Raw genomic sequence first — 25,093 nt, 5'->3', positions numbered from 1 at the left:
ACACGGTGCACATCGGCGGGATGTGGGGAGGGTGGTGAGCGCTGTGGGATCGGGTCAGGAACCGACGCACGCGCGCAGGCACGTGGGCGAGCTGATCAAGAACTTCCGGAAGCGGGCCGGACTCACCCAGAAGGATCTCGCCGAACGGCTGCTGGTCTCCGAGTCGCTGGAAGGCGCCTACGAACGCGCCGAACGCATCCCGAGCCGCGACTTCCTCCTCCAGGCCGACCACGTGCTCGGCGCACAGGGCGCGTTGGTGTCCTGCGTGGAGATGATGGAGGAGGAGAAGTACCCGCCGGAGTTCGTGGACTGGGTGAAGCTCGAAGCGGACGCGGTGAGCATCGGGGCGTACGAGAGCCTGCTCGTACCGGGCCTGCTGCAGACACCCGAGTACATCCGCGCCCTGTACCGCGTGCGCGTCCCGGTCCTGGAGGACGAGGAGATCGAACGGCTGGTGGATGCGCGGCTGGAGCGGCAGGCGGTGCTGAGCCGCAAGCCGTTGCCCACCCTCAGTTATGTGATCGAGCAGTCGGTCCTGGAGCGGCCGATCGGCGGTGACGAGGTGCTGAAGGCGCAGCTCTGGCACCTCTCGCAGTGCATGCGGGACATGCACAACCTCACGCTGACGGTGATGCCGACCCGGAGGCACGAGCACGCGGGACTGCGCGGACCCGTACAGCTGTTGAGCACTCCAGAGGGGCGCAACTTGGCGTATGCGGAGGGGCCGGGCGGCGGTACTTTGATCTCCAAGCCGGATCAGGTCAATCTGCTGTTCGACCGATACGGCATTCTTCGGGCGCAGGCACTGACGCCCTGGGAGTCCGTGGACTTGATCGAAAGGACTGCGAGCGCGCTATGAACTCGGAACTGGGCTGGTTCACGAGCAGCTACAGCAGCAACGAGGGCGGTAACTGCGTCGAAGTCGCGTTCAACTGGCGCAAGTCCAGCTACAGCGACAACGAAGGCGGCGCCTGCGTCGAGGTCGCCTACAACTGGCACAAGTCCAGCTACAGCAACAACGAAGGCGGCGAATGCGTCGAAGTCGCCGCCACCCCCGGCACCGTCCACGTACGCGACTCCAAGGACCGTACCGGCCCCGCGCTGGCCTTCTCCGCCGACGCCTGGGCGGACTTCCTCGCGATGGTCAGCGACGGGCCGAAGCCCACCGCCTGACCACCCACCCCCGTCACGGCCACAGCAGATCCCGCACCCAGCCGTCGCCCTCCCGCCTGTACCGGAGTCGGATGTGGCGGCGCTGGGGCTCGCCCTGGAAGAACTCGACCTCGTCCGGCTCCAGCACGTACAACGTCCAGCTCGGGACGGGCGCTTCGGGCTCGCGGCGGGCGCGGTCCCAGGCGGCGGCCGAGGCGCGTTCCAGCTCCTCGTACGCGTCCAGCACCTCGCTCTGGCGGCCGACGAGTGCCGCCGCCAGGGCGCCCGGTGAGCGCCGGTGGAGGTCCGCCGCGCTCTCCTCGGGCCCGGCGGCCGTGACGCGGCCGAGGACGCGGACCTGCCGGGCGACCGCCGGCCAGTAGAAGCCGAGGGCGGCGTCGGGGCGTTCGGCCAGTTCTCGTCCCTTGCGGCTCGTCCTGTGGGTGGCGAAGTGCCAGCCGCGGTCGTCGGCGTCGTGCAGCATCAGCGTGCGCAGCGACGGGCGGCAGTCGGCGCCCGCGGTCGCGAGCGTCATCGTGTGCGGCTCGGGCGCGCCCGCCTCCGCCGCCTCGCGCAGCCACTGCTGGAAGAGCGGCAGCGGGCCGTCGGGTGCGGTCGCCGGGTCGAAGGTGGGCAGTTCGCCGTCCCAGACGCGCAGGGAGCGCAGAAGGTCGCGGAAGGAACGCTGCTGTTCGGAGGCCATGCGGCAGCCTAACCAGCAGCCCGGCTCCCGGCCCTGAGCGGTGGGTCACCCGGTCCCGAGGACCACCGTTCCGGAGGAGCAGAACCAGCCGCCCGTACCGGAGGCGACCGCCAGCTCGGGCAGGCGGCCGCCCGCTTTCCGTACCTGCCGTTCGCCCGCCTCCCCCCTCAACTGCCGTACCGCCTCCACCAGAAGGAACAGTCCGCGCATGCCGGGGTGGCAGGCGGAGAGGCCGCCGCCGTCGGTGTTGACGGGCAGTTCGCCGTCCCGCAGCAGGCGCCCCTTCTCGACGAACGCGCCGCCCTCGCCCTTCGCGCAGAAGCCCAGGTCCTCCAGGGTCACCAGCGTCATGTAGGTGAACGCGTCGTAGATCTCGGCGAGATCGACGTCCTCGGGGCGGACCCCGGCGCGCTCGAAGGCGAGGCGGCCGGAGACGGCGGCGGGGGAGACGGTGAAGTCCTCCCACTCGGACATGGTGCTGTGGGAGAGGTGTTCGCCGGTGCCGAGGATCCACACGGGCTCCTTGGCGGTGTCCGGTACGTAGTCCTCGGCGGCGAGCAACACCGCGCAGCCGCCGTCCGAGCGGATGCAGCAGTGGAGTTTGGTGAACGGGTCGGCGATCACGGGACCGGACAGCACGTCGTCGACGGTGATGGGGTCCCGGTGCATCGCGTCGGGATTGCGGGCGGCGTTGGCGCGGGCCTGGACGGCGACCTCGGCGAGTTGCTCGGGCGTCGTGCCGTACTCGTGCATGTGGCGGCGGGCGGCCATGGCGTACTTGGCGATGAGCGTGTGGCCGTACGGGACCTCGAACTGGAGCGGGCCGCGAGCCCCGAAGGAGAGGTTCGCGGTGCGGCGCCCGGCCTTGACGTCGGCGCGGGCGGTGGAGCCGTAGACGAGGAGGACGGCGTTCGCGTGGCCCGCGGCGATGGCGTCCGCAGCGTGCGCCGCCATCACCTCCCACGTGGCGCCGCCGACCGCGGTGGAGTCGGTCCATGTCGGCCGCAACCCCAGGTACTCGGCGACCTCGACGGGGGCGAGCGTGCCGAGGCCCGCCGAGGCGAAGCCGTCGACCAGGGACCGGTCGAGGCCGGAGTCGGCCAGGGCTCGGCGGGCGGCCTGGGCGTGCAGGGCGTACGGGGTGAGGTCGTCGACCCGGCCGCAGTCCGCGAGGGCGACGCCGACGACGGCGACCCGGCGGGCGGGGGCCCGGTAGGGGGCTGTGGTGCGGGCTGTCGTCGTGCGGGGCTTCCTGCGGGTCGCTGACGTCGCTGAGGTCGCATTCCACATGAATCTGACGGTACATCAGATGTGTTGGGTCGCGCCCCCGTACGACTCTGTCCATCTGGCCGTGGGCGGCTTAGCATGACGGCCCGTCAGTTCACGTGCATCATGGACATCTCCCTGGTCGCGCCGCCGGTCACGATACCTCCGCCCGCGCGGCGGCGGGAGCAGGGCGGGTGGGAGGAGTTTGCCGATGGACGCCGCCTTCACCGCCGAACAGGACGAGATCCGCCGGACGTTGCGCGAGCTGCTGCTCAAGCGGTGCGGCCCGGACGAGGTCAAGCGGGCCGTGCGGACCCCGGCCGGATGGGACGAGACGCTGTGGCGGCTGCTGTCCGAACAGCTCGGTCTGCCCGGACTCGCCGTGCCCGCCGCGTACGGGGGAGTCGGCTGCGGGACGACCGAACTGGCGCTGGCCTGCGAGGAGTCGGGCCGTGTGCTCCTGCCGTCCCCGCTGCTCGCCACGGCCGTCCTCGCGGCGCCCCTGATAGCCCGCCTCGGCACGGAGGAACAGCGGCGCACGTTGCTCCCGCCGCTCGCGCGCGGTGAACTGACCGCGGCCCTCGCCCTCCCCGGCACGGCTCCGGCTCTCGCCCTCGGCCTGACCGGGGACAACCGGGCCGGTGCGGCGGGACCGGGCTCGGGTCCGACGGAGGACGGCTGGGCGGGTGGCGGTCGCGCCGGAGGCGTCCAGGCGCGGCACACGGCGAACGGCTGGCGGCTGTACGGGCAGGCGGACCGGGTGCTCGACGGGCACAGCGCGGGGCTGCTGCTGGTCGCCGCCCACACGGGCGGTTACGCGCGCAGCCGCACCCTCCTGTTCGTCGTGAGGGCGGGCGACGAGGGCTCCGCGGGGCTCACCCGGACGCGCCGTACGGCACTGGACGAGACACGGCCCCAGGCGCGGGTCGAACTGCGCCATGTGCAGGCCGAGTTACTGGGCGAGGACGAGCAGGGCGCGGCCGTGCTCGACGCCCTGAACCGCCTGGGCGGAACGGCCGCGGCGGCGTTGGCGGCGGAAGCGGTGGGCGCCGCGGACGGGGTGTTCGCGCGGACGGTCGAGTACGTGGGAGCGCGCGAGCAGTTCGGGCGGCCCATCGGCTCCTTCCAGGCGGTCAAGCACCGGCTGGCCGACCTGTACGTGCGGATCCAGGCGGCCAGATCGGCGGCGTACTACGCGGCGTGGGCGGCGGGCGAAGGAGCCCAGGGGGACGGGCAGGAGTCCCGGGGCGGGCGGGGGCTACCGGACGGTCGGGAGATACCCGACAGCCTGGACCGGCCGGGCGGCCTGGACGGGGATGCGGCGGGCGTGGGGGGACTTGCGCTCGCGCAGGCGCTGGAGGCGCAACGCGCGGTCGCGGGCGAGGCGGTCCAGCTGCACGGCGGTATCGGCTTCACCTGGGAGCACGACGCGCACCTGTTCTTCAAGCGCGCCGCGTCCGACGAACTCCTCTTCGGGCCCGTGCACCGGTTGCGGGCGCACGCGGCGGAGAAGGCGGGCCTCTTCGGCGAGGCCCGTGCGGTACGGGCCGCGCGGGGCGCCGCGGCGGAAGGGATGGCGGTCTGATGGACGCGGCCCTGCGCATCGTGCAGAAGGTGTCCTCGACGAAGGGCTTCGCGAAGGTCGCGCCGCATGTGATCCCGGCGCTCGACCGGGCCGTGCACCGGCTGACGCGCGGCAGGGTGCTGCCGAGCGCGCGGATGCTGCCCGGGGCGGTCCTGACGGCGACGGGCGCGAGGAGCGGGGAGCCGCGACGTACGCCGCTGGCCTGCCTGCCGGAGGACGGCGGGACGTTTCTGCTGGTCGGCAGCAACTTCGGGCGTCCGGGGCATCCGGCGTGGACCGCCAACCTGCTGGCGCACCCGGAGGCGGAGATCAGCTGGAAAGGGTGCGACGTCCCGGTCCTTGCGCGGCTGCTGGAGGGGGAGGAGCGGGAGGAGGCGTGGTCGGCGGCGCTGGCGTACTGGCCGCCGTACGCCACGTACCAGCGGCGGGTGGAGCGCAGGATCCGCGTCTTCCGCCTGCACCCGCGCTGACGGGCTGCTTCGACGTCTCCACCCGACAGCCATCCGCGGTCCGATCGCGGGGTTCCGTAGGGGAGTTCGGGGAACGGTGTGGTGAACGTCCGCGCACGGCACGGGAGATACGGGAACAGGAACGACCGGCTCCCCGGGCGCCGGCGCCGCCGTTGTGTGACAGGACATCGGCGGTCGCCCACGGGCCGGAGGGCCGGTCGACATGCGGCATCAGGGCGTTGGCGCGCCCCACGGGGGAACTCCCGCGCGTGCGGCAGGAGACGAGGGCGGGCACATGGCCGCCGTCGGGGCGCGATCCGCGATGCGCCCCTGCGTCGTCTACTTCGTCGGCTTGCGGCCGGTGATGCCGAGGTGCACCAGCAGTGCCAAGTTCGGCTTCAGCTCTGCCTGCTTGACGCCCCAGCTCTGGAAGCCCTTCTGGTGCGAGGCCACCGCGGCGAGCATGGCCACCAGCGAACCGGCGACCGCGGCCGGGCTCACGTCCTTGTCGACGCGCCCCTTGCTCTGCAGCTCCTTGACCGAATCCGTCAGGGAGTTGGTGACGGCGTTGAGGATCTTCATGCGGATCTTGTAGAACCGCTTGTCCCCCTCTGCCGCGCCGAGGTCGACCACGCGCAGGATCGCGTCGTGCTTGCGCCAGAAGGAGAGGAAGCCGTCGACCAGCTCCTCGGCCGTCTGCCAGCCGCCCTTGCCCGTCCAGGAGCGCCCGGCGACCAAGTCGGTCAGTTTCTGGCCCTCCTTGGCCATCTCTTCCGCGAGTTCGAGGACGGCGCCCTCGACGTCGGGGAAGTACTGGTAAAAGGTCGCGGGGGACGTCCCCGCCTTGCGGGCGACGTCGATGACCTTGACGTCGCGGTACGGCGAGGAGCTGAGCATCTCGCTGAGGCAGTCGAGCAGCTTCTGCCGCGTCGCCTGCCCGCGGCGCCCGGCGACCCGGCCGTCGACGGTGCGAACTTGTCCTGTCATGCCGTCAGCTTACCGAGGGGTGATCGGAGCGCGATTCGGCCGCATGCAAATGGGGAGGGGCTCGGACCGCGGGGAGAAGGGCCAGCTCAGTGCCGGTGACGCCGAAGATCCGCGAGGCCCTTTTGGTCCATACGAATGAATCCTCTTATCAACAGGCTGTGGACAACTTCCGTGGACAACGGGCGCCCCCTCAAATATGCGGTTAACGTGCAGAAACAGGACATTCTCCAGACATCTGCCGACCACAAGGACCACGAGGAGCACGTCATGGCCGCATTCCCCGAGGGCGCACCCTGCTGGGTGGACGCGATGGTCCCCGATCTCGAGGCGGGCAAGCGCTTCTACGGCGAGCTCTTCGGCTGGACCTTCGACCAGGGTGAGGCCGACTACGGCCACTACACGCAGGCGCTCCGCGACGGACAGCGGGTCGCCGCGCTCTACCCGGTCCCCGAGGGCATGGAGGGCATGCCGCCGGCTTGGAGCCTGTACTTCGCCTCCGACGACATCGAGCGGACCGCCGGGCGCATCCGCGAGCACGGGGGCGAGGTGGTGACGGAGCCGATGCAGGTCGGCCCGCACGGCAGCATGATGACGGCCAAGGACCCGGGCGGCGCCGTCTTCGGCGTCTGGCAGGCCGGTGCGCACGAAGGGTTCGAGCGGCAGTACCAGCCGGGCTCCTTCGGATGGGCAGAGATCAGCGTCCGCGAGACCAAGGGCGTGGACGCCTTCTACCCGGCCGTCTTCCCCATCGAGCCCGTGGCGTACGGCGACGACAGCGTCGACTTCGTCGTCTGGCAGGTGGCGGGCAAGCCGGTCGCCGGACGCTTCAAACTGCCCGAGGGCACACCGGATTCCGTCCCGCCGCACGCCATGGTCTATTTCGTCGTCGACGACTGCGACGGCGCCGTGGGCACGGTCCGCAGGCTGGGCGGCGCCGTGCGGGTGGACCCCCAGGACAGCCCGTACGGCCGTTTCGCGATCGTCGAGGACCAGCAGGGCGCGGCGTTCTCCGTGATCGACCCGCGGACGACGGTGGGCGAGCCCGAGGTCCAGGGCTAGGCCGGGGAGGACGGTTCCGATGGCCGCGTTCGACGAGGGCGTCCCCTGCTGGGTGGACGTGATGGTCCCCGATCTCGAGGCGGGCAAGCGCTTCTACGGCGAGCTGTTCGGCTGGACCTTCCAGGAGAGCGAGCAGAAGTACGGCTTCTACACCTGGGCCTTCCACGACGGGCGCGGCGTCGCGGCCCTCGTGCCCAAGCCCGACGGGCGCATGCCCACCGTCTGGAACCTCTACTTCGCGACCCGCGACGCCGACACGGCCGCCGCCCGGATCGAGGAGGCGGGCGGCCGGATCGTCAGTGCGCCCAGGCCGGTCGGCGACTTCGGCGCGACGGTGATGGCGGCCGACCCGGGCGGTGCGGTCTTCGGGCTGTGGGAGGCGGGCGCGCACGCCGGATTCGAGAAGCGGGGCCGCCCCGTCTCGTACGCCTGGACCGATCTCTACACGCGGGTGCCGGAGCGGGCCGACACCTTCTACGAGACCGTATTCGGTTACACCACACGGCAGTTGGACACCGGCGACGGTGTTCCCTTCGCGGTCTGGGTCCCCGCCCGGCAAGCCGGCCGGCGTGGAGGGCGCGGTCGCCGGGCGTGCCGAGATCGACGGCAGTTTTCCGGCCGAAATGCCCGCGCACTTCCTCGTGTACTTCGCCGTGGCCGACTGCGACAAGGCGGTACGGACGACGGTCCGGCTCGGCGGACGTGTCATCCTCGATCCCGAAGACACGCCGTACGGTCGCCTCGCGGTCATGGTCGACAATCAGGGCGCAAACTTTGCGGTCATCGACCTCTCGAGAGCGGCACACTAGGCGCGCGTGGCCCGTTCCGGGATCTGTCCGCCGATCGTTGTCAACCCGCCGCAAACCTGTGACAACCCATGGGTAACCCCCTTCTGCCTGGGTATTTGCGTTAATTGTCCGGGGAGACACCCCGATTTGCCCCCGGGTTCGCAACCACCGCCTTCGCCAGGAAGAATCAGGTTGCGTACCCCGCGACGGTTCACGGTGAGACGCTGCACGGGGCTGAAAACCTTCGAGGCCCCCACGGGGAGGTGGCAGGCAAGTGGTGGAGCAGCTGACGCAGCACGACCCGAGGCGGATCGGGCCCTTCGAGGTGCTCGGCCGACTCGGTGCCGGCGGCATGGGGCTGGTCTATCTCGCCCGCTCGGCGTCCGGCCGACGGGTGGCGATCAAGACGGTGCGGACGGAACTCGCCGAGGACCAGCTCTTCCGGGTCCGTTTCACACGCGAGGTGGAGGCGGCCCGCGCCGTCAGCGGCTTCTACACCGCCGCGGTCGTGGACGCCGACCCGCGGGCCGCCGTGCCGTGGCTCGCGACGGCGTACGTCCCGGCGCCCTCCCTCGAGGAAATAGTCAATGAGTGCGGCCCGTTGCCCGCTCAGGCGGTGCGCTGGCTCGCGGCCGGCGTCGCCGAGGCGCTGCAGTCCATCCACGGAGCGGGCCTCGTCCACCGGGACTTGAAGCCGTCCAACGTCCTCGTCGTCGAGGACGGTCCGCGCGTCATCGACTTCGGCATCGCGAGCGGCGTCTCCAACACCCGTCTGACGATGACCAATGTGGCCGTCGGCACGCCCGCGTACATGTCCCCCGAGCAGGCGCGCGACTCGCGCAGCGTCACCGGCGCCAGCGACATCTTCTCGCTCGGCTCGACCCTCGTCTTCGCGGCGACCGGGCACGCGCCCTTCCACGGTGCCAACCCCGTGGAGACGGTTTTCATGCTCCTCCGCGAAGGGCCCGACCTCGCCGGGCTGCCGGACGAACTGCGACCGCTCATCGAATCCTGTATGCAGATGGCCGCCGAGAACCGGCCGAGCCCCGCGGACCTGCAGTCCCAGCTCGCGCCCCATCTGTTCTCCGCGGGCGGCGACGACAGCGGGACGGCGTCGGCCTGGCTGCCCGGGCGGGCCGTCACCATGATCGAGCAGCGGCGCGGCGGGCGGCCGTCGGCACCGAGGCCGTCGGGTGGCAGCGGTGCGGGCGGCGCGAAGGCACGCCCCGCACAGCCGCCGCGCCCCTCGTACGGCCCGGGTGCGGGCCAGGGCGGCGCCCCGGCCCCGGCGGACGCGCACGGCGGCCCCGCCCGGCACGCCGGCGCCCCGGACGGCCAGGCGCCGGGCCCGCCCGGTCTCGGAGCCGCGGCCGCCGCCGCACGCCACGCGGCGGGGCCCGACGCTCACCGGCCCGGCGGAGGCGGCCACGGCGTGGGAGATCCGCGCGGCGCGGCCGCAGCGCAGGGCGGGCCGGGACCGCTGGCCTCCGGGCCCGCTATGGGCCACGGCCCCACGGCCCTGCGCCCCGCCCCCGACCGCCCGCCGGCAGCGGGCCACGGCCCCGCCGCCGCAGGCTGGGACGGCGCCAGCGCGCCCGCGGCCGGACCCGGAGCGCCCGCCGACGGCGCGGTGCGCCTGCCCGGGTCGCAGGTCGCGATAGGGCCGGGCCCCCGCGCCGCGGCCGACGGCCGGGACGCCGCCCGGCACGGCGCCGGGGCCACCGGCTGGGTCCGGCCGCCCGCGGGCACGGCGGCCGTGCCAGGACCCGCGGCCGCGGCCGACAACCACCACGCCCCGCCCGCCCCCGTATCGGCACCCCTGCCCGCGCCCGCGGAGCCGCCCGGCGCACAGGGCGCGCCCGCGCGCTGGCGGCCGTGGCGGTTCCGGATGTCGAACGACGTCTGGGGCACCCCGGCCGTCGCCGGGGACCTGCTCTACGTCACCTCCTTCGAGGTGCACGCGCTCGATGTGGCCACCGGGCGGCGGCAGTTCAAGACCCGTGACGTGGCGTGGGCGATGGCCGTCGCCGACGGCCGCATCCACGCCTCGGACGGGCCGACGCTGTACGCGCTGGACGCCGCCGACGGTTCCGAGCGGTGGCGGCTGAACGCCGACGGCTGGGTCTACTCGCTGAAGGTCGGCCACGGCACGGTGGTGACCGGCACGCGCGGCGGAGGTGTCCAGGCGTGGGAGGCCGCCAACGGCGAGAAGCTGTGGGAAATCACCGGCGCCCAGACCGACTTCGAGACGCCTGAGGCGGGTCCTTCCGTCCACGAGGGCATCGTCTACGTCTGGTCCGACGGCCGGCTGCGCGCGCTGGAGGCCCGTACGGGCGTGGAGCGCTGGTCCTACCCGGTCGGGGACGCGGCGTCCTGCGGCGGCGTCCCGGTGCGGCTGCTGCACGCCCCTGACGGGGTCGTGTACGTGGCGGCGGGGGCGCGCGTCCTCGCGATCGACGCGGCGCGGGGCGATGTGCGGTGGCGCTTCGAGGCGCCCGCGGTCTTCCTGAGCGCCCCGGCCTACGCGCCGGGCCCCGCCGTGACCGGCGGTGGCATCTACATCGCCGACCACCTCGGCATGGTGTACGCCCTGGACGCGGCCGACGGCCGCGACCGCTGGCGCATCGCGACCGAGACCCGGCAGTCCACCGAACCCGTCCTCGTCGCCGCCGGATCCGTCCACGTGGGCAGCGGCAGCGCGCTCTACACCCTGGACGCGGTCACGGGCACCCCGAAGTGGCGTTTCGCCGCGCAGGGCGAAGTCATCGGCGCCCCCGTGGTCGCCGACGGCCGAGTCCACTTCGGTTCCGCCGACCACTGCCTCTATACGCTCGACGCGGGTGGCGGCCAGCTCCGGTGGAAACTCGCGACGGGCGGGGAGATCACGGGCGCGCCGCTGGTGGCCGGTGGTGTCGTCTACGCATGCAGCAAGGACCGGTGCGTGTACGCGCTGGACGCCCTCAAGGGCACGGGGCTCTCGCGGCAGTCGGCCTCCGGGCGCGGGTAGCGGGTAGGGCGGTTAGGCGGGTCCGGGTGCAGCCGGCCCCACGCCTGGCGGTCCGGACCCGGCCCGCGTCGGCCCGGCCGTACGCGGCGCCACGACGCCGTGCGCGTGCCACGACGCCCCCCGCGCCACGAGGCCGTACTCGCGCTACGGGGAGCGGCGGTGATCCTGCGGCGGCCAGGGGTCGTCCGGGCGCGGCCGGTAGTCGCTGTAGTCGGTCGCGACCGTCGGCGGCCCCCCGTACAGGTCGTCCTCCGGCGTCTCCGGGCCGTCGAGCCCGTGCCGGGCCCGGCCACGCGGCTTCCGTCCGCGCATCACCAGCGAGCCGATCAGCACCAGCACGCCACCCGCCACGGCCAGCCCGGCTCCCGCACCGAGCCCTCCGTCTCCGCCGGCCGTCAGGCTGCCCAGCTCCATGCCCTGCCGCACCATCCACAGGACGGTGTAGCCGAGGATCAGCAGGCCCGCGATCGCCACGACAAGCCGCGACCGGAACACCACCCCGATCAGCGTCAGCAACGCCGCGACCAGCATCGGCAGCATGACCGAGACCCAGAGATCCGAGGGGATCGTCGACGTGATCCCCGTGAAGGGGTCCTGGACGCGGATGTCCTGGCCCTCACGGGTGCCGTACCAGTCGTGGAACGGGCTCCACACGGCCACCGCCGCCCCGATGAGGGCGATGAAGGAACCCAGCAGATTGCGGACCATACGCGCGGACCACCTCGTTCGGGCCTCTCCCGCGGACCGGCCGGGGAGCGCTTCCCCTGCCGACGCTACGCCCGGTGCGGTGCGCCCGCCACGCGAGCCCCCGCGCGCCTCCCCGGAACGCGGCGACGGGCGTCAAGTCCCGTGCCGGGAGCGGCCGTCCGCGTGCGGCGCTCCTCGGCACGGCCCCGCGCACCGACCTCCGGCACCGCCCCGCGCACCGACCTCCGGCGTCGTTCCGCGCACCGACCTCCGGCGTCGTTCCGCGCACCGCCCTCCGGCACCGACTCAGCGGACGCGGAAGTCGCGGCCCCGGTCCGCGAAGAGCTCCGCCTGCCGCTCCGGCGGCAGGTTCCCCAGCGCGATCAGATGCGGCGCGCCCGCGAGTGCCTGCGCGCGCACCGCCTCCCGCGCCGACCACACGGCCCGTACGGTGCCCTGCACCGCCTCCGTCGGGTACGAGGCCAGCACCCCGGCCGCGCGCAGCGCCGCCTCCGCCAGCTCCTCCGGGGCGACGACCTCCGAGACCAGCCCTATCTCGTGAGCCCGGGCCGCCGAGAGCCGCTCGGCCGTGCCCATCAGCGCCATCCGCGCCACCTCGCCGAACGGCATGCGCTGCGCCATCCCGATGGCCTCGTACGCGCTCACCATGCCGTACGTGGTGTGCGGGTCGAAGAAGGTGGCGGTGGTGGAGGCGATGAGGAACTCGGCTTCGCCCAGCAGGTAGAACGCTCCTCCGCACGCCATACCGCCGACGGCCGCGACGACCGGCTTCCACAGGTCGCACGCCTTCGGGCCCACGTGCAGCAGCGGGTCGTCGATCGCGTACGGGCCGGCGGGCTGCGGGACGTCGGCGGAGCGGTCGAGACCGGTGCAGAACGCGCGGTCGCCGGCGCCGGTGAGGACCACGGCCCGTACGTCGTCCCTGCGCCGGAACTCCTTCCAGACGCACCGGAGTTCGGCGGCCATGGGCAGGTCGATGGCGTTGTGGCGCTCGGGCCGGTCGAGCGTGACCAGCGCGACGCCGTCCTTCACCTCGGTGCGGACGGTCATGGCCGCTCCGCGATCCAGCGCGGACCGGTCACACCGTCCGCGAGCCCGGCGAACACGGCCCGCACCGGGGTACCGATCCGGATCGCGAACGGGTCGGCCGCGCCGAGTGGCGCCTCGGGTGACGGCACCAGATTGCCCACGAGCCGGATCGCCGGGTCCTCCTCAAGCTCCACGAGGATCACGTTGTACGGGGCCTGGTCGGCGTACGCGGGCAGCAGCGGCGGGTGCGGGACGACGAACGACCAGATCCGGCCGCGTCCGCTCATCCTCCGCCAGGTGCTGTCGAACGACTGGCAGTGCGGGCAGCACGGCCGCGGCGGGAACCGCAGCCGGTCGCACGCGCCGCATGCCTGCACGCGCAGTTCGCCCCGCTCCGCGTACTCCCAGAACGGCGCGCCGTCCTCGTCGACGGTGGGGGCCAGCAGGCCGGTGCCGTCGGTGGTCGTCGTCTCGCGCATCTCAACTCCTCAGCAGCAGCGCGGAGGTGGGCACGCCCTCGCCCGCCGTGACGAGGCAGGTGGCGGCGTCGGGCACCTGGGCGGTGGAGGTGCCGCGCAGTTGTTTCACGCCCTCGGTGATCAGGTTGAAGCCGTGGACGTACGCCTCGGAGAGCCCGCCGCCGCCGGTGTTGACGGGAAGCCGCCCGCCGATCTCCAGCGCCCCGCCCTCGGTGAAGGCCGCGCCCTCGCCGCGGCCGCAGAAGCCGTAGCCCTCCAGGGACAGCGGGATGAGGGGGGTGAACGCGTCGTAGATCTGCGCCACATCGACATCGTCGGGGCCGAAGTCGGCGGACTTCCACAGGTGCCGGGCCGCCGTCCAGGCCGGGCCGCTCAGCGGGTCCTCGCACCAGTAGTTGACCATCCCGTGGTGCTGGGCCGGCAGTCCCTGGGCGACGGAGTGGACGTAGACGGGCTTCCTGCGGCAGTCGCGGGCGCGCTCGGCCGAGACGACGACGCACGCCAGGGCGCCGTCGGTCTCCAGGCAGTTGTCGAACAGGCAGAGGGGTTCGCTGATCCAGCGGGCCGTCATGTACATCTCGCGGGTCAGCGGCCGCTCGTACATCATCGCGGCGGGGTTCTGGTTGGCCCGGTTGCGGCAGGCCAGTGCGACGTTGAAGAGGTGGTCGCGGGTCGCGCCGTACTCGTGCATGTAGCGGCGGGCGAGCATGCCGATCTCGTCGGCGGGGCGCAGCAGCCCGAAGGGCCGCGTCCACTGGCCGGGGGTCGGGAGCTGCACGGCGGTGTTCTTCCAGGGGCGGGGGCCGCTGCCGCGCTTGCGCGAGCGCCACGCGACGCCCACGGACGCCTGCCCGGTCGCGACGGCCGCGGCGAGATGGCCCACGGTCGCGCACGAACCCCCGCCTCCGTAGCCCACCTTGGAGAAGAAGGTGACGTCACCGGCGCCGACGGCCTTGGCGACCTCGACCTCGTCGGTCTCCTCCATGGTGTACGAGGCGAAGGCGTCGACCTCGTGCGGGGCGATGCCCGCGTCGTCGAGGGCGGCCAGGATCGCCCGGCAGGCCAGGGTCTTCTCGGACTCGGGGAGACGCTTGGCGAACGGGGTCTGTCCGATCCCCGCTATCGCCGTCGCGTCCTTGAGGGTTGCCGCCATCGCCACCTCCGCGGTCCAGCCGCCACTGCTGACAGCCGGGAAGGGTACCGCTAATCTGACGGACAGTCAGCTATGGCGGTTGCGGAGGTTGTTCGTACCGGGACACGGACGGGATCCGTACGGAGTCCCGCACGGGAGGGGTGTGCGATGCGGCGCGCAGAGGTGGAGTTCGGCAGCATCCCGAGGCTGGTCCGCGCGGCGGCGGAACGCCACCGGGGCCGCGAGGCGGTCGTCGACGGCCGGACCCGGATCACCTACGGCGAGCTGGGGGAGCGGGTCGAACGGGCCGCCGCGGCCTGCATGGCGGCCGGCGTGGAACCGGGGGACCGGGTCGCGGTCTGGGCGCCCAACACGGCCGACTGGATCGTCTCGGCGCTCGGCGCGGTGACGGCCGGAGCCGTCCTCGTCCCGGTCAACACCCGCTTCAAGGGCACCGAAGCCGCCCACGTGCTGGAACGGACCCGCGCCAGGCTGCTGTTCGTCACCGGAACCTTCCTCGGAACCTCCTACGTGGCCTCGCTGCGGCGCGCCGCGGGGGTGGGGGCGGGCGACGGGCCGCTGCCCGGACTACCGCATCTGCGCGAGGTGGTCGTGCTCGGCGACGACGCCCCGGACGCGTTCCGCACGTGGAAGGACTTCCTGGCCGCGGGCGAAGCGGTGCCCGCCGCCTCCGTACGGGACCGGGCGGACGCGGTGCGGCCCGGCGACCCCTCCGACATCACCTTCACCTCGGGGACGACCGGCCGGCCGAAGGGCGCCGTCGTCACCCACGCGCAGACCCTGCGCATCTACGACACCTGGAGCGAACTCGCCGGACTGGGCGAGGGCGACCGCTATCTGATCGTCAACCCGTTCTTCCACACCTTCGGCTACAAGGCGGGCATCATCGCCTGCCTGCTGCGCGGCGCGACGATGATCCCGCAACCGGTGTTCAACGTGGACACCGCGCTCGCCAACATCGCGGCCGAACGCATCAGCGTGCTGCCCGGCCCGCCCACGCTCCACCAGTCGATCCTCGACCATCCCTCGCGCGCGAAGCACGACCTCTCGGCGCTGCGCCTGGTGGTGACCGGGGCCGCGGTCGTGCCGCTGCAACTCGTGGAACGGCTCCGCTCCGAGCTGAGGATCGCCACGGTGCTCACCGCGTACGGGCTCACGGAGGCCGGCGGCACCGTGACGATGTGCCGCCGCAGCGACCCGCCCGAGGTCGTCTCCGGGACGTCGGGGCGTGCCATCCCCGACACGGAGGTGAAGGTCGTCGGCCCGGCCGGGGACGACCTGCCGCCGGGGCGCCCGGGCGAAGTGCTCGTCCGCGGCTACAACGTCATGCAGGGCTACTTCGAGGAGCCGGAGGAGACGAGGAAGGCCGTCACGGCGGACGGCTGGCTGCGCACGGGCGACGTCGGCGTGCTCGACGGGGACGGGAATCTGCGGATCACCGACCGCATCAAGGACATGTTCATCGTCGGCGGATTCAACGCCTACCCGGCGGAGATCGAGCAGTTGATGGTCCGTCACCCGGATGTGACGGAGGTGGCGGTGGTCGGCGTACCCGACCCGCGCCTGGGGGAGGTCGGCAAGGCGTACGCGGTACGGCGCCGGGGCGCGACGGTGACGGCCGACGACCTCATCGCCTGGTCGCGACGCGAGATGGCCAACTACAAGGTGCCCAGGGAAGTCGAGTTCGTCACCGAACTGCCGCGCAACGCGAGCGGGAAGGTCCTCAAGACCCAGCTCCGCTCGCGCGCGCGGTGACGGTCACCTGGCGGTGACGGTCAACCGGCGGTGACGGTCACCTGGTCGTGACGGTCACCTGGTCGTGAAGGTCAACCGGGCCCGGACACGGTGAGGCCCGGTGGGCCGTCGGACCGGCGACCGTGACCGGTGTCGGCAGGCGCGCTACGGGGTGACCACCGTGACGTGGTTGTCCAGCGGGGTGACGACCGTCGAGTGGTTGTCCCGCGGCGTGACGACGGTGGAGTGGTTGTCCTGAGGCGTCACCACCGTGGAGTGGTTGTCCCGCGGGGCCACCGGGGTCCCGCCCGTGGAGTGGTTGTCGGCAAAGGCCGGAGCAGAGGCCGCGCCGGTGACGACGGCGGTGATTGCAAACGCTATGGCGAGCTTCTTCGTGCGGGGCATGACCAACTCCTGGTGCTGGTGGGGTTTGGGGTATCTATCCCCTGATGAAGCAGGAAGATGGGGGCGGAGGCTTCAGCTCCGGGGCTGTCTGGCCCAAAACGCGCGAAGGTTGGCGCGATTGCAAACATGACAGCATGCAAACGGCCGCGACGGCTCCCCCTCCGCGCCGCCGCGGCCGTTCGTGGTAGCCGAACCCTCGGACTACTTCGGGTCCTTGATCGTTGCGTGGTTGTCCTGCGCGATCTCGGCACCGGTCGCGTGGTTGTCCTGGGGCTTCACCCGGCCGTTGCCGGCGCCGGTGGCGTGGTTGTCCATCGTCCTCACGTCACCGACGGTGGCGTGGTTGTCCAGGGTGGAGATGTCCGCGTCCGTGGCGTGGTTGTCCAGCGGCCCGACGTCGGTCTTGGGCTTCTTTTCCTCGGTCATGTCCTCAACTCCGTGAATTTCTTCTATGCAATGGGTGGCAAGCCCGCCCGGCGACTCCCCCGTCGGTCGCCGGGCGGGGGATCAGGGCCGTTCACCCTAGTGGTGCGGCACCCGCGTCGAGCCGCCCCACCCCCCGCCCGCGGCGGCTCGACACCCATGAGCATGGCGCCGCGTGATAAACGTTCGCTGAACGTCCGTCAGCCGTGGGCCGGATGGGTCGGCACCCTGGACGCCCCGAGCGGGCACAGCTGTCCGACAGGCGTGCCGATGGCTCGCCTGTCAGGCCGGTCACGGGGGCGGCTGATCTGTCGGCGGGGCCTCAGGCCGCCGCGATCGGCGCCAGGAGCCGGGTCACGTCCTCGGCCTCGGGCGATCCGAGTCGCTCGAAGATGTTGAGTGCCTCCTGCCAGCAGGCGCGGGCACGGTCCGCCTGTCCGATCCCCTCCAGCGCCTCACCGAGCACGCGGAGCACATTGGCGCGCCGCCAGTCGCCGCCGACGTCGCGCAGTACCGCGAGCGCCAGTTCGGCGTGGGACGCGGCCTGCGCGGACTTGCGTGCCGCAAGGTGCACTTCGGCCAACCGAAAGAGCGTCATGCCTTCCCACAGCCGCTGCCGGCTCTCCCGGAAGACGAGCAGCGCCTCGGAGAGCCGGCTGATGGCCTCCGAGGTCTGTCCGCCATGGCCCAGTGCCATGCCCAGGGCGTACCGCCCGTTGGCCAGACGCAGGGCGAGTCCCATGCGGTCGTAGATGGCGATGCCCTGTTGGGCGAGTTCAATGGCGCTGTCCGTGCGCCCCGTAGCCAGGTGGACGCGGGAGAGGTTGCACAGTGCGCTCGCCTCGCCCGGTCCATTGGCGTCCGCCCGGAAGGCGTCCAGGGCTTGCAGGAGGTACTTCTCCGCGTCCTCCAGGCGGCTCTGGTAGAGCGCGATGATCCCCCGGTCGTTGGGAGCTTCGCAGCTCGGCACCCGGTCGTTCGTGAGGCGCCCCAGCGTGAAGGCGCGACGGGCGGCGTCGTCGGCCTCGTCGAACTTCCCCGCCATGCTGTTCACGTGGGTCAGGATCGTCAGTGCCCGGCCCTCGACCTTGTCCGCGCCGACGGCTGCGGCCGCGTCCCGGACCGCTGTGGCCGCTTCCTCGTAGCGCCGCGAGTTGGCGCCCGACTCGGCCAAGTCCTTCGTGGTGAGCAGGAGATCGCCGGCGCGCTCCAGCATCGGGGGCGACGTCGACTGCGAAACGCATGCCAGGAGGCACTCCGCCTCGCGGTAGAGCCAGTCGAGCGCTTCCCTGCGGTCCACGAATTCGAGCCCCGCGTGCTTGGCGCGGTGCACGTGCTCGATCAGACGGTCACCCGGCCGCTCCAGCGCGTACACCCGCGCCGCCGTGGCCAGGTAGAAGTCCAGGAGCCGCGACAGCGCCGCTTCCCGTTCGGCGGGGCCTTCGGCCCCCTGGGGCGGCTGCTCATCCCTCCCGTGGCCTTCGGCATGGGTGACCCCAGCGCACGCACGCGCGTAGAGGCGGACCAGGTCGTGGTAGCGGTAGCGGCCCGGGGCGGCGGACTCCAGGAGGGAGGTGTCCACCAGGGACTCCAGCAGCTCCTCCGTGTCGAAGACGTCCAGGTCCAGCACCGCCGCTGCGGCGGCCAGCGAGATGTCCGGGCCGTCGGCGAGGCCCAGCAGCCGGAACGCGCGGGCCTGCTGGGGTTCGAGCTGGGCGTAGCCGAGTTCGAACGTGGCGCGCACCGCGAGGTCGCCGGCCTGGAGCTCGTCGAGGCGGCGGCGCTCGTCGGCGAGTTTGGCCGCGAGCACGGAGACCGTCCACGTCCGGCGCGCGGCCAGCCGCGAGGCGGCGATGCGGATGGCGAGCGGCAGGAAGCCGCAGGCCGCGACGACGTCGAGCGCGGCGTCGCGTTCGCCCGCGACCCGCTCCTCGCTCACGATCTTGGTGAAGAGCTGAAGCGCTTCCTCCGGGCTCATCACGTCGAGGTCGAGCAGATGCGCCCCGGCGAGGTCCACCATCCGCGTACGGCTGGTGATGAGCGCGGCGCAGCCCTCCGTGCCCGGCAGCAGCGGCCGGACCTGGGCGGCGTCGCGCGCGTTGTCCAGCAGGACCAGGACGCGGCGTCCGTCCAGTGTCGACCGGTACAGCGCGGCGCGCTCGTCGACCGCGTCCGGGATCGCCGCGTCCGGTGTGCCGAGCGCGCGCAGGAACGCGCCGAGCACGGCCTCGGGTTCGGCGGCGCGCGCGCCCGCGCCCTGGAGGTCCACGTACAGCTGCCCGTCCGGGAAGTGGTCCCGGGCCGCGTGCGCGACGTGCACGGCGAGCGTCGTCTTGCCGACGCCGCCGATCCCGGCGACGGCGGAGACGGCCATGATGCGGCCCTCGGCGGTCGCGAGCTGCTCGCCGAGTTCGCCGACGAACGCGGTCCTGCCGGTGAAGTCGGCCACGGTCGCCGGGAGTTGAGCGGGCCGGACGACCGAGGGCTCGCGCGCGGGGTCGCCCCGCTGCCCGCCCGCCGGTGCGGCGGCCAGGGCGGAGTCGGCCTGGAGGATCCCCTGGTGCAGCTCGCCCAGCTCGGCGCTGGGGTCGATGCCCAGCTCGTCCGCGAGCAGCCGCCGCGTGTCGGCGTACACCGCCAGTGCCTCGGCCTGCCGTCCGCTGCGGTAGAGCGCGAGCATCAGCAGGCCGCGCAGCCGTTCGCGCAGCGGGTGCGCGGCGGTCAGCGCGGTCAGCTCGGAGATGGCCTCGGCGTGGTGGCCCGTCTCCAGGTCGATGTCGAGGCGGGTCTCGATGAGCTGGAGACGCCACTCCTCGAGGCGGGTGCGCTGGGTCTCGGCGTACGGGCCGGGGAGGCCCGCGAGCGGTTCGCCGTCCCAGTGGTCCAGCGCCTCGTCGATCAGCTCACGGGCGGCGGCGCGGTCTCCGCGGCCGCGGGCCTTCTCGGCCTCGCCCGCGAGGCGTTCGGCCCTGGCGGCGTCCAGGCCGTCGTGAGGGATGCGGATCGCATAGCCGCCGGACTCGCTGACCAGGGCGTCCGCGTCCGGCCCGAACGCCTTGCGCAGCCGGGACGCGTAGGTCCTGAGCGCGGCCACGGCGGCCTCGGGCGGTTCCTCACCCCACAGCGCGTCGACCAGCTCGGGCGCGGTGGCGGTGTGGCCCCCGCGAAGCAGGAGGGCGGCGAGCAGGGCGCGTTGTTGCGGCGATCCCGTGGGGAGCTGCTGCTCGCCCCGCCATGCCCGTACGGGACCGAGTACGGAGAAGTGCAGGTTCGGGCGGCCCCCCGGATCCTGTCCCATCGCTGCCCCCAGATCTTCTCAAGTCAAGTCGCACACGCCAGTTTGCCTTGTGCACGTCTCCCGCGTCACCAAGAGGCCCCTCTCTCCCCACTCTCCACAAAGTTGACCGAGAAGTGTCCGAAAACCCTCCCTCAACAGGGAGCTGACGGTTCGTCAGATCAGCGCTACCGTGTCGGGCATGGAGAGCTTCCCGAAGATAATCTCGGTGGACGACCACACGGTCGAGCCGCCCAACGTCTGGCGGGACAGGCTCCCGTCGAAGTACCACGACGTCGGCCCCCGGGTCGTCCGCGCCCCGCTGAAGGAAATGACCTTCGTCGGCGGCAAGTTCGCCCCGCTGATGGGCGCACCGGGCGACGAGGGGCCGATCGCCGACTGGTGGGTGTACGAGGACCTGCACCGCCCGCTGACCCGCCTCGACACCGCCGTCGGCTACGCCAGGGACGACATCAAGCTCGAAGGCATCACGTACGAGCAGATGCGGCCCGGGTCCTTCTCCGTCCCCGAACGGCTCGCCGACATGGACGTCAACCACGTCCAGTCCGCACTCTGCTTCCCCACCTTCCCCCGCTTCTGCGGTCAGACCTTCACCGAGGCCAAGGACCGCGAGCTGGGGCTGCTGGGCGTCCGCGCCTACAACGACTGGATGGTGGAGGAGTGGTGCGGCCCCGAGGCGGGCGGCCGGCTCATCCCGCTGACGCTCGTACCGCTGTGGGACGCCGAGCTGGCGGCCGAGGAGGTCCGCCGGAACGCGGCGCGCGGCGTCCCCGCCGTCTGCTTCAGCGAGATCCCCCCGCACCTGGGGCTGCCGTCCGTCCACACCGACGACTGGGACCCCTTCCTGCGGGCCTGTGACGAGACCGGCACGGTCATCGCCATGCACATCGGCTCGTCCTCGAAGATGCCCTCGACGTCGGCGGACGCTCCGCCGGCCGTCGGCTCCACCATCACCTTCGCCAACTGCTGCTTCTCGATGGTCGACTGGCTGATGTCGGGAAAGTTCGACCGCTTCCCCAACCTGCGGATCATGTACGCGGAGGGGCAGATCGGGTGGATCCCGTACATCCTCGAACGCGCCGATGTCGTGTGGGAGGAGAACCGCGGCTGGGGCGGCGTCGCCGACAAGGTGCTGCGCCCGCCCTCCGAACTCTTCGCCGAGCACGTCCACGGCTGCTTCTTCGACGACGCCTTCGGCCTGCGCAACCTCGACGCGATCGGGGTCGGCAACGTCCTCTACGAGACGGACTACCCGCACTCGGACTCCACCTGGCCGAAGTCGCGCGAGGTCGGCGAGGCCCAGATGGGACACCTGGCGCCGGACGTCGTCGAACGGATCGTGCGCGGCAACGCCATCGATCTGCTGCGCCTGACGGACGACGGGCTGTGGCCGGGCCCGTGACGGGTGGCCGGTCTGGGCTTCCGTGTCCGTGACGGGTGGCGGGCCGGGGCTTCCGCGTCCGTGACCGATGACGGGCCGCGGCCCGGGCTCTGACGAGACGAACCGATCCTCCGGGAGGCGTTGTGGTGCAGGTCCTGCCCGCCGGGCGTCTGGCGTACGGGATGCAGCTCCCCGTCCAGTCGCAGAGCACCCTCTACGCCGAGGGGTGGGAGGCCGGAGCCGGTCCGGCCGACCTCGCCGCCGTCGCCGGTGCGGCGGACCGCCTCGGCTTCTGCTACATCGCCTGCTGCGACCATGTCGCCATCCCGCGGCGGCTGGCCGCCGCCATGGGCACGACGTGGTACGACCCGGTCGCCACCCTCGCGTACCTCGCGGGCCTCACCCGGCACGTACGGCTGCTGAGCCATGTCGCGGTCGTCGGTCTGCGGCACCCGCTGGCCACGGCCAAGCAGTACGCGACGCTCGACCACCTCTCCGGGGGCCGGCTGATCCTCGGGGTCGGCGCCGGGCACGTGCAGGAGGAGTTCGATGCGCTCGGTGTCGACTTCGCCGAGCGCGGGCCGGTCCTCGACGAGGCGGTCGACGCGCTCAAGGCGGCGCTGGGGCCCGAGGAGTTCCCCGAATTCGCCGGGCCGCGCTTCGCGTTCAGCGGACTCGGGCAGAGCCCGCGCCCGGCGCAGACGCCCCGCCCGCCGGTCTGGGTGGGCGGCTCCTCGGCGGCGGCCGTGCGGCGGGCCGCCGTGCGGGGCGACGGCTGGCTGCCGCAGGGCGACCCGCGGGAGCAGCTTCCGCGGCAGATCGGCCGCCTGCACGCGCTGCGGGAGGAGGCGGGGATCGAGGCGCCGATCGAGATCGGTGCGATCACCGAACCGCTGTACGTGGGCGAACCCGGCTGGCACGTCGGCCGGCGGACTCTGACGGGGAAGCCCGAGCGGCTGGCCGACTCGCTGCGCGCTTACGCGGCCATGGGGGTGCACCAGATCCAGGTCCGGTTCAGAAGCCGGAGCAGGGACGAACTGATCGAGCAGATGGAGGCCTTCGCCACCGACGTGGCCCCGCACCTCGGCGACTAGGACCACGCCTCGCAGACCGGCCCCGGATCCGATGGGTCGCGGCCTTCTGCTGCGCCCGAGGCGTACGGGGCGTGCGTGGCTCTGTCGGACCGGGCGCGCGTGCGGGAGCGTACGAGGGCTCAGGTTCTCCATCGACGAGGAGGGAGAGGTCGTATGGGCAAGCTCGACCGGCGCGTCGTCGTCATCACCGGCGCGGCGCGCGGACAGGGTGAACAGGAGGCGCGGCTCTTCGCAGCCGAAGGCGCGCGGGTGGTGCTCGGCGATGTCCTGGACGACCAGGGCGAGGCGCTGGCGAAGGAGTTGGGCGAGTCCACGGCGCGCTACGTCCACCTGGACGTGAGCCGGGAGGACGACTGGAGCGCCGCCGTCACCACCGCGAAGCGGGCCTTCGGGAAGATCGACGGCCTGGTCAACAACGCGGGGATCCTGCGCTTCAACGAGTTGGTGAGCACGCCGCTGGAGGAGTTCCAGCAGGTGGTGCAGGTCAACCAGGTCGGCGCGTTCCTCGGGATGAAGACGGTCGTGCCCGAGCTGGAGGCGGCGGGCGGCGGCACCGTGGTCAACACCGCCTCGTACACGGCACTGACGGGTATGGCCCTGCTGACCTCGTACGCCGCGACCAAGGCGGCGATCGTGGGGATGACGCGGGTCGCCGCGATGGAGCTGGCGGGCCGGGGCATACGGGTCAACGCCGTCTGTCCCGGAGCCGTCGACACCCCGATGACCAATCCCGCTCAGCTCGACCCCGACGTGGATCCCGCGGAGGTGGCGCAGGCGGTGGATGAGGTCTACCGGAAGCTCGTGCCGATGGGGCGCATCGGGCGCCCGGAGGAGGTCGCCAAGCTGGCGCTGTTCCTCACCAGCGACGACTCCTCGTACATCACCGGGCAGCCGTTCGTCATCGACGGCGGGTGGCTGGCGGGGGTGTCCGTGCTCTGAGCCGTAGGCGACGGCTCACCCGCCTCCCGCTACCTGATGGGTCATCAGCTATTGACGGTGCCGGTGGCCGGTGCCACAGTCGAGCCAGTTCCGAATCTGACGATCCGTCAGAATCCTCGTAGGGAGTGAACCGCCTTGGAATTCGGGCTCTTTGTACAGGGATACGTGGGCAAGCGGGCCGAGACCGACCCCGAAGCCGAGCACAAGGCGCTGATGGAGGAGACCGAGTACGTCATCCAGGCGGACCGGTCCGGCTTCAAGTACGCCTGGGCCTCCGAGCACCACTTCCTGGAGGAGTACTCGCACCTCTCCGCCAACGACGTCTTCCTCGGCTACCTCGCCCACGCCACCGAGCGGATCCACCTCGGCTCCGGGATCTTCAACCCCCTCGCCCAGGTCAACCACCCGGTGAAGGTCGCCGAGAAGGTGGCCATGCTGGACCACCTCTCCGAGGGGCGGTTCGAGTTCGGCTCCGGGCGGGGCGCGGGCAGCCACGAGATCCTCGGGTTCATCCCGGGCGTCACGGACATGAACTTCACCAAGGAGATCTGGGAAGAGACCATCGCCGAGTTCCCCAAGATGTGGCTCCAGGAGGAGTACCAGGGGTTCCAGGGCAAGCACTGGTCGCTCCCGCCGCGGAAGATCCTGCCCAAGCCGTACGGGGCCTCGCACCCGGCGATGTGGTACGCGGCCGGGTCCCCGCCCTCCTACGCCATGGCCGCCAGGAAGGGCCTCGGCGTCCTCGGCTTCAGCGTGCAGAAGGTCTCCGACATGGAGTGGGTGCTGGAGCAGTACAAGACGGCCATCCGGGAGGCCGAGCCGGTCGGCGACTTCGTCAACGACAACGTGATGGTGACGTCGACGGCGATCTGCGCGCCGACGCACGAGGAGGCCGTACGGATCGCCGCCGGCGGCGGTCTCAACTACCTCCAGTCGCTGGTCTTCCGCTACCACGACACGTTCCCGCGCCCCGAGGGCTTCCCGGTGTGGCCCGAGACACTGCCCGACTTCAACGAGGAGATCATCGAACTCCTCATCGCCGAGGAGCTGCTGATCTGCGGCGACCCGGACGAGGTCTTCCGGCAGTGCAAGCGGTGGGAGCAGGCCGGGGCGGACCAGCTGTCGTTCGGTATGCCCATCGGCATCTCGCGCGAGGACACGCTGCAGTCGATCCGGCTCATCGGTGAGCACGTCATCCCCAAGATCGACACGGATCCGGTGCACCGCACGACGCGCTCCCGCCAGGCTGCGAGCCTCTGACCTCGTCGCCTCACCCGCGAGCCCGCGGCAGGGCCGGTCCGCGGTACGGCTGCCCACGTGCGGTCGGCCCGGGCGGGCGGTGCGCCGTACCGTGCACCGTCTCCTGCGGGCGGGTTGCTCGCCGTACCGGTGTCACGGTGCGGGATCGTGCGCCGGGCACGCCGGGCACGCCGGGCACGCCGGGCAGGCCGGGCACG

The 25,093-nt window shown here is 72.3% G+C and carries 22 protein-coding genes; 12 read left to right on the top strand and 10 right to left on the bottom strand.

Annotation, left to right across the window (positions count from 1 at the left end; all coding sequences use genetic code 11):
• Nucleotides 1-34: 34 nt before the first annotated feature.
• Both ABZ822_RS01585 and ABZ822_RS01580 read left to right on the top strand, forming a co-directional pair.
• Nucleotides 35-859 carry a helix-turn-helix transcriptional regulator gene (locus ABZ822_RS01585; RefSeq protein WP_360845609.1) on the top strand — a complete coding sequence of 275 codons (825 nt, stop codon included), beginning with the start codon at nucleotides 35-37 and terminating at the stop codon, nucleotides 857-859.
• Entirely contained in the window at nucleotides 856-1,173 is a 318-nt protein-coding gene (locus ABZ822_RS01580; RefSeq protein ID WP_360845607.1) for a DUF397 domain-containing protein, read from the top strand. Before ABZ822_RS01585 ends, ABZ822_RS01580 begins: the two co-directional genes overlap by 4 nt.
• A gap of 13 nt (nucleotides 1,174-1,186) precedes the next feature.
• Here ABZ822_RS01580 and ABZ822_RS01575 read toward each other — a convergent pair whose 3' ends face one another.
• Nucleotides 1,187-1,855: a pyridoxal 5'-phosphate synthase gene (locus ABZ822_RS01575; protein ID WP_360845605.1), complete on the bottom strand. Its 669-nt coding sequence runs from the start codon at nucleotides 1,853-1,855 to the stop codon at nucleotides 1,187-1,189.
• A 45-nt stretch (nucleotides 1,856-1,900) separates the two neighbouring features.
• Entirely contained in the window at nucleotides 1,901-3,145 is a 1,245-nt protein-coding gene (locus ABZ822_RS01570) for an acetyl-CoA acetyltransferase (RefSeq protein ID WP_360845603.1), read from the bottom strand.
• 187 nt (nucleotides 3,146-3,332) lie between these two features.
• Between ABZ822_RS01570 and ABZ822_RS01565 the strand changes: the two genes are divergently transcribed.
• Together ABZ822_RS01565 and ABZ822_RS01560 are read left to right on the top strand one after the other, a co-directional pair.
• Nucleotides 3,333-4,706 (top strand): acyl-CoA dehydrogenase family protein, encoded by a 1,374-nt coding sequence (locus ABZ822_RS01565; RefSeq protein ID WP_360845601.1) that lies wholly within the window; start codon nucleotides 3,333-3,335, stop codon nucleotides 4,704-4,706.
• Nucleotides 4,706-5,176 (top strand): nitroreductase/quinone reductase family protein, encoded by a 471-nt coding sequence (locus ABZ822_RS01560; RefSeq protein WP_360845599.1) that lies wholly within the window; start codon nucleotides 4,706-4,708, stop codon nucleotides 5,174-5,176. Before ABZ822_RS01565 ends, ABZ822_RS01560 begins: the two co-directional genes overlap by 1 nt.
• 318 nt (nucleotides 5,177-5,494) lie before the next feature.
• On the opposite strand, the gene ABZ822_RS01555 is transcribed toward ABZ822_RS01560, so the two are convergent.
• Nucleotides 5,495-6,142: a TetR family transcriptional regulator gene (locus ABZ822_RS01555; protein WP_360845597.1), complete on the bottom strand. Its 648-nt coding sequence runs from the start codon at nucleotides 6,140-6,142 to the stop codon at nucleotides 5,495-5,497.
• Nucleotides 6,143-6,409: 267 nt separating this feature from the next.
• On the opposite strand from ABZ822_RS01555, the gene ABZ822_RS01550 reads away from it, so the two are divergent.
• The 3 genes from ABZ822_RS01550 to ABZ822_RS01540 all read left to right on the top strand — a co-directional run bounded on the left by ABZ822_RS01550 (nucleotide 6,410) and on the right by ABZ822_RS01540 (nucleotide 10,996).
• Nucleotides 6,410-7,201, top strand: coding sequence for a VOC family protein (locus tag ABZ822_RS01550; RefSeq protein ID WP_360845595.1), 792 nt, complete (start codon nucleotides 6,410-6,412; stop codon nucleotides 7,199-7,201).
• A 19-nt stretch (nucleotides 7,202-7,220) separates the two neighbouring features.
• Nucleotides 7,221-8,072 carry a VOC family protein gene (locus tag ABZ822_RS01545; RefSeq protein WP_360845593.1) on the top strand — a complete coding sequence of 284 codons (852 nt, stop codon included), beginning with the start codon at nucleotides 7,221-7,223 and terminating at the stop codon, nucleotides 8,070-8,072.
• A gap of 191 nt (nucleotides 8,073-8,263) precedes the next feature.
• Nucleotides 8,264-10,996 carry a serine/threonine-protein kinase gene (locus ABZ822_RS01540; RefSeq protein WP_360845591.1) on the top strand — a complete coding sequence of 911 codons (2,733 nt, stop codon included), beginning with the start codon at nucleotides 8,264-8,266 and terminating at the stop codon, nucleotides 10,994-10,996.
• A 144-nt stretch (nucleotides 10,997-11,140) separates the two neighbouring features.
• On the opposite strand, the gene ABZ822_RS01535 is transcribed toward ABZ822_RS01540, so the two are convergent.
• From ABZ822_RS01535 to ABZ822_RS01520, 4 genes are all read right to left on the bottom strand, one after another.
• Nucleotides 11,141-11,704, bottom strand: coding sequence for a hypothetical protein (locus ABZ822_RS01535; RefSeq protein ID WP_360845589.1), 564 nt, complete (start codon nucleotides 11,702-11,704; stop codon nucleotides 11,141-11,143).
• 285 nt (nucleotides 11,705-11,989) lie between these two features.
• A complete protein-coding gene (locus ABZ822_RS01530) occupies nucleotides 11,990-12,754 on the bottom strand; it encodes an enoyl-CoA hydratase/isomerase family protein (protein ID WP_360845587.1) in 765 nt (254 codons plus the stop codon).
• Nucleotides 12,751-13,212: an OB-fold domain-containing protein gene (locus tag ABZ822_RS01525; RefSeq protein WP_360845584.1), complete on the bottom strand. Its 462-nt coding sequence runs from the start codon at nucleotides 13,210-13,212 to the stop codon at nucleotides 12,751-12,753. The genes ABZ822_RS01530 and ABZ822_RS01525 overlap by 4 nt, the downstream gene beginning before the upstream one ends.
• 1 nt (nucleotide 13,213) lies before the next feature.
• Nucleotides 13,214-14,365 carry a lipid-transfer protein gene (locus ABZ822_RS01520; RefSeq protein ID WP_360845582.1) on the bottom strand — a complete coding sequence of 384 codons (1,152 nt, stop codon included), beginning with the start codon at nucleotides 14,363-14,365 and terminating at the stop codon, nucleotides 13,214-13,216.
• 147 nt (nucleotides 14,366-14,512) lie between these two features.
• Between ABZ822_RS01520 and ABZ822_RS01515 the strand changes: the two genes are divergently transcribed.
• Nucleotides 14,513-16,120 (top strand): FadD3 family acyl-CoA ligase, encoded by a 1,608-nt coding sequence (locus ABZ822_RS01515; protein ID WP_360845580.1) that lies wholly within the window; start codon nucleotides 14,513-14,515, stop codon nucleotides 16,118-16,120.
• A gap of 144 nt (nucleotides 16,121-16,264) precedes the next feature.
• Here the strand turns inward: ABZ822_RS01515 and ABZ822_RS01510 are convergent, their stop codons facing one another.
• From ABZ822_RS01510 to ABZ822_RS01500, 3 genes are all read right to left on the bottom strand, one after another.
• Nucleotides 16,265-16,504: a hypothetical protein gene (locus ABZ822_RS01510; RefSeq protein ID WP_360845578.1), complete on the bottom strand. Its 240-nt coding sequence runs from the start codon at nucleotides 16,502-16,504 to the stop codon at nucleotides 16,265-16,267.
• Nucleotides 16,505-16,705: 201 nt separating this feature from the next.
• Nucleotides 16,706-16,930: a hypothetical protein gene (locus ABZ822_RS01505; RefSeq protein ID WP_360845576.1), complete on the bottom strand. Its 225-nt coding sequence runs from the start codon at nucleotides 16,928-16,930 to the stop codon at nucleotides 16,706-16,708.
• 319 nt (nucleotides 16,931-17,249) lie between these two features.
• Entirely contained in the window at nucleotides 17,250-20,225 is a 2,976-nt protein-coding gene (locus ABZ822_RS01500) for a BTAD domain-containing putative transcriptional regulator (RefSeq protein ID WP_360845574.1), read from the bottom strand.
• Nucleotides 20,226-20,403: 178 nt separating this feature from the next.
• On the opposite strand from ABZ822_RS01500, the gene ABZ822_RS01495 reads away from it, so the two are divergent.
• The 4 genes from ABZ822_RS01495 (at nucleotide 20,404) to ABZ822_RS01480 (ending at nucleotide 24,896) form a co-directional block, all read left to right on the top strand.
• Nucleotides 20,404-21,624, top strand: a complete 1,221-nt coding sequence (locus ABZ822_RS01495) for an amidohydrolase family protein (RefSeq protein WP_360845572.1) — start codon at nucleotides 20,404-20,406, stop codon at nucleotides 21,622-21,624.
• Between the two features lie 161 nt (nucleotides 21,625-21,785).
• Entirely contained in the window at nucleotides 21,786-22,697 is a 912-nt protein-coding gene (locus ABZ822_RS01490; protein ID WP_360846919.1) for a TIGR03619 family F420-dependent LLM class oxidoreductase, read from the top strand.
• 153 nt (nucleotides 22,698-22,850) lie between these two features.
• Complete coding sequence (locus ABZ822_RS01485) at nucleotides 22,851-23,636, top strand: glucose 1-dehydrogenase (RefSeq protein WP_360845570.1); 786 nt, start codon at nucleotides 22,851-22,853, stop codon at nucleotides 23,634-23,636.
• A gap of 135 nt (nucleotides 23,637-23,771) precedes the next feature.
• Complete coding sequence (locus tag ABZ822_RS01480) at nucleotides 23,772-24,896, top strand: LLM class flavin-dependent oxidoreductase (protein WP_360845568.1); 1,125 nt, start codon at nucleotides 23,772-23,774, stop codon at nucleotides 24,894-24,896.
• The last annotated feature ends 197 nt before the right edge of the window (nucleotides 24,897-25,093 follow it).

Source organism: Streptomyces sp. NPDC047108 (genome assembly GCF_040643575.1).
In the GTDB taxonomy this organism is placed as follows: Bacteria; Actinomycetota; Actinomycetes; order Streptomycetales; family Streptomycetaceae; genus Streptomyces.
This window is presented reverse-complemented; position numbering and strand designations above follow the sequence as displayed.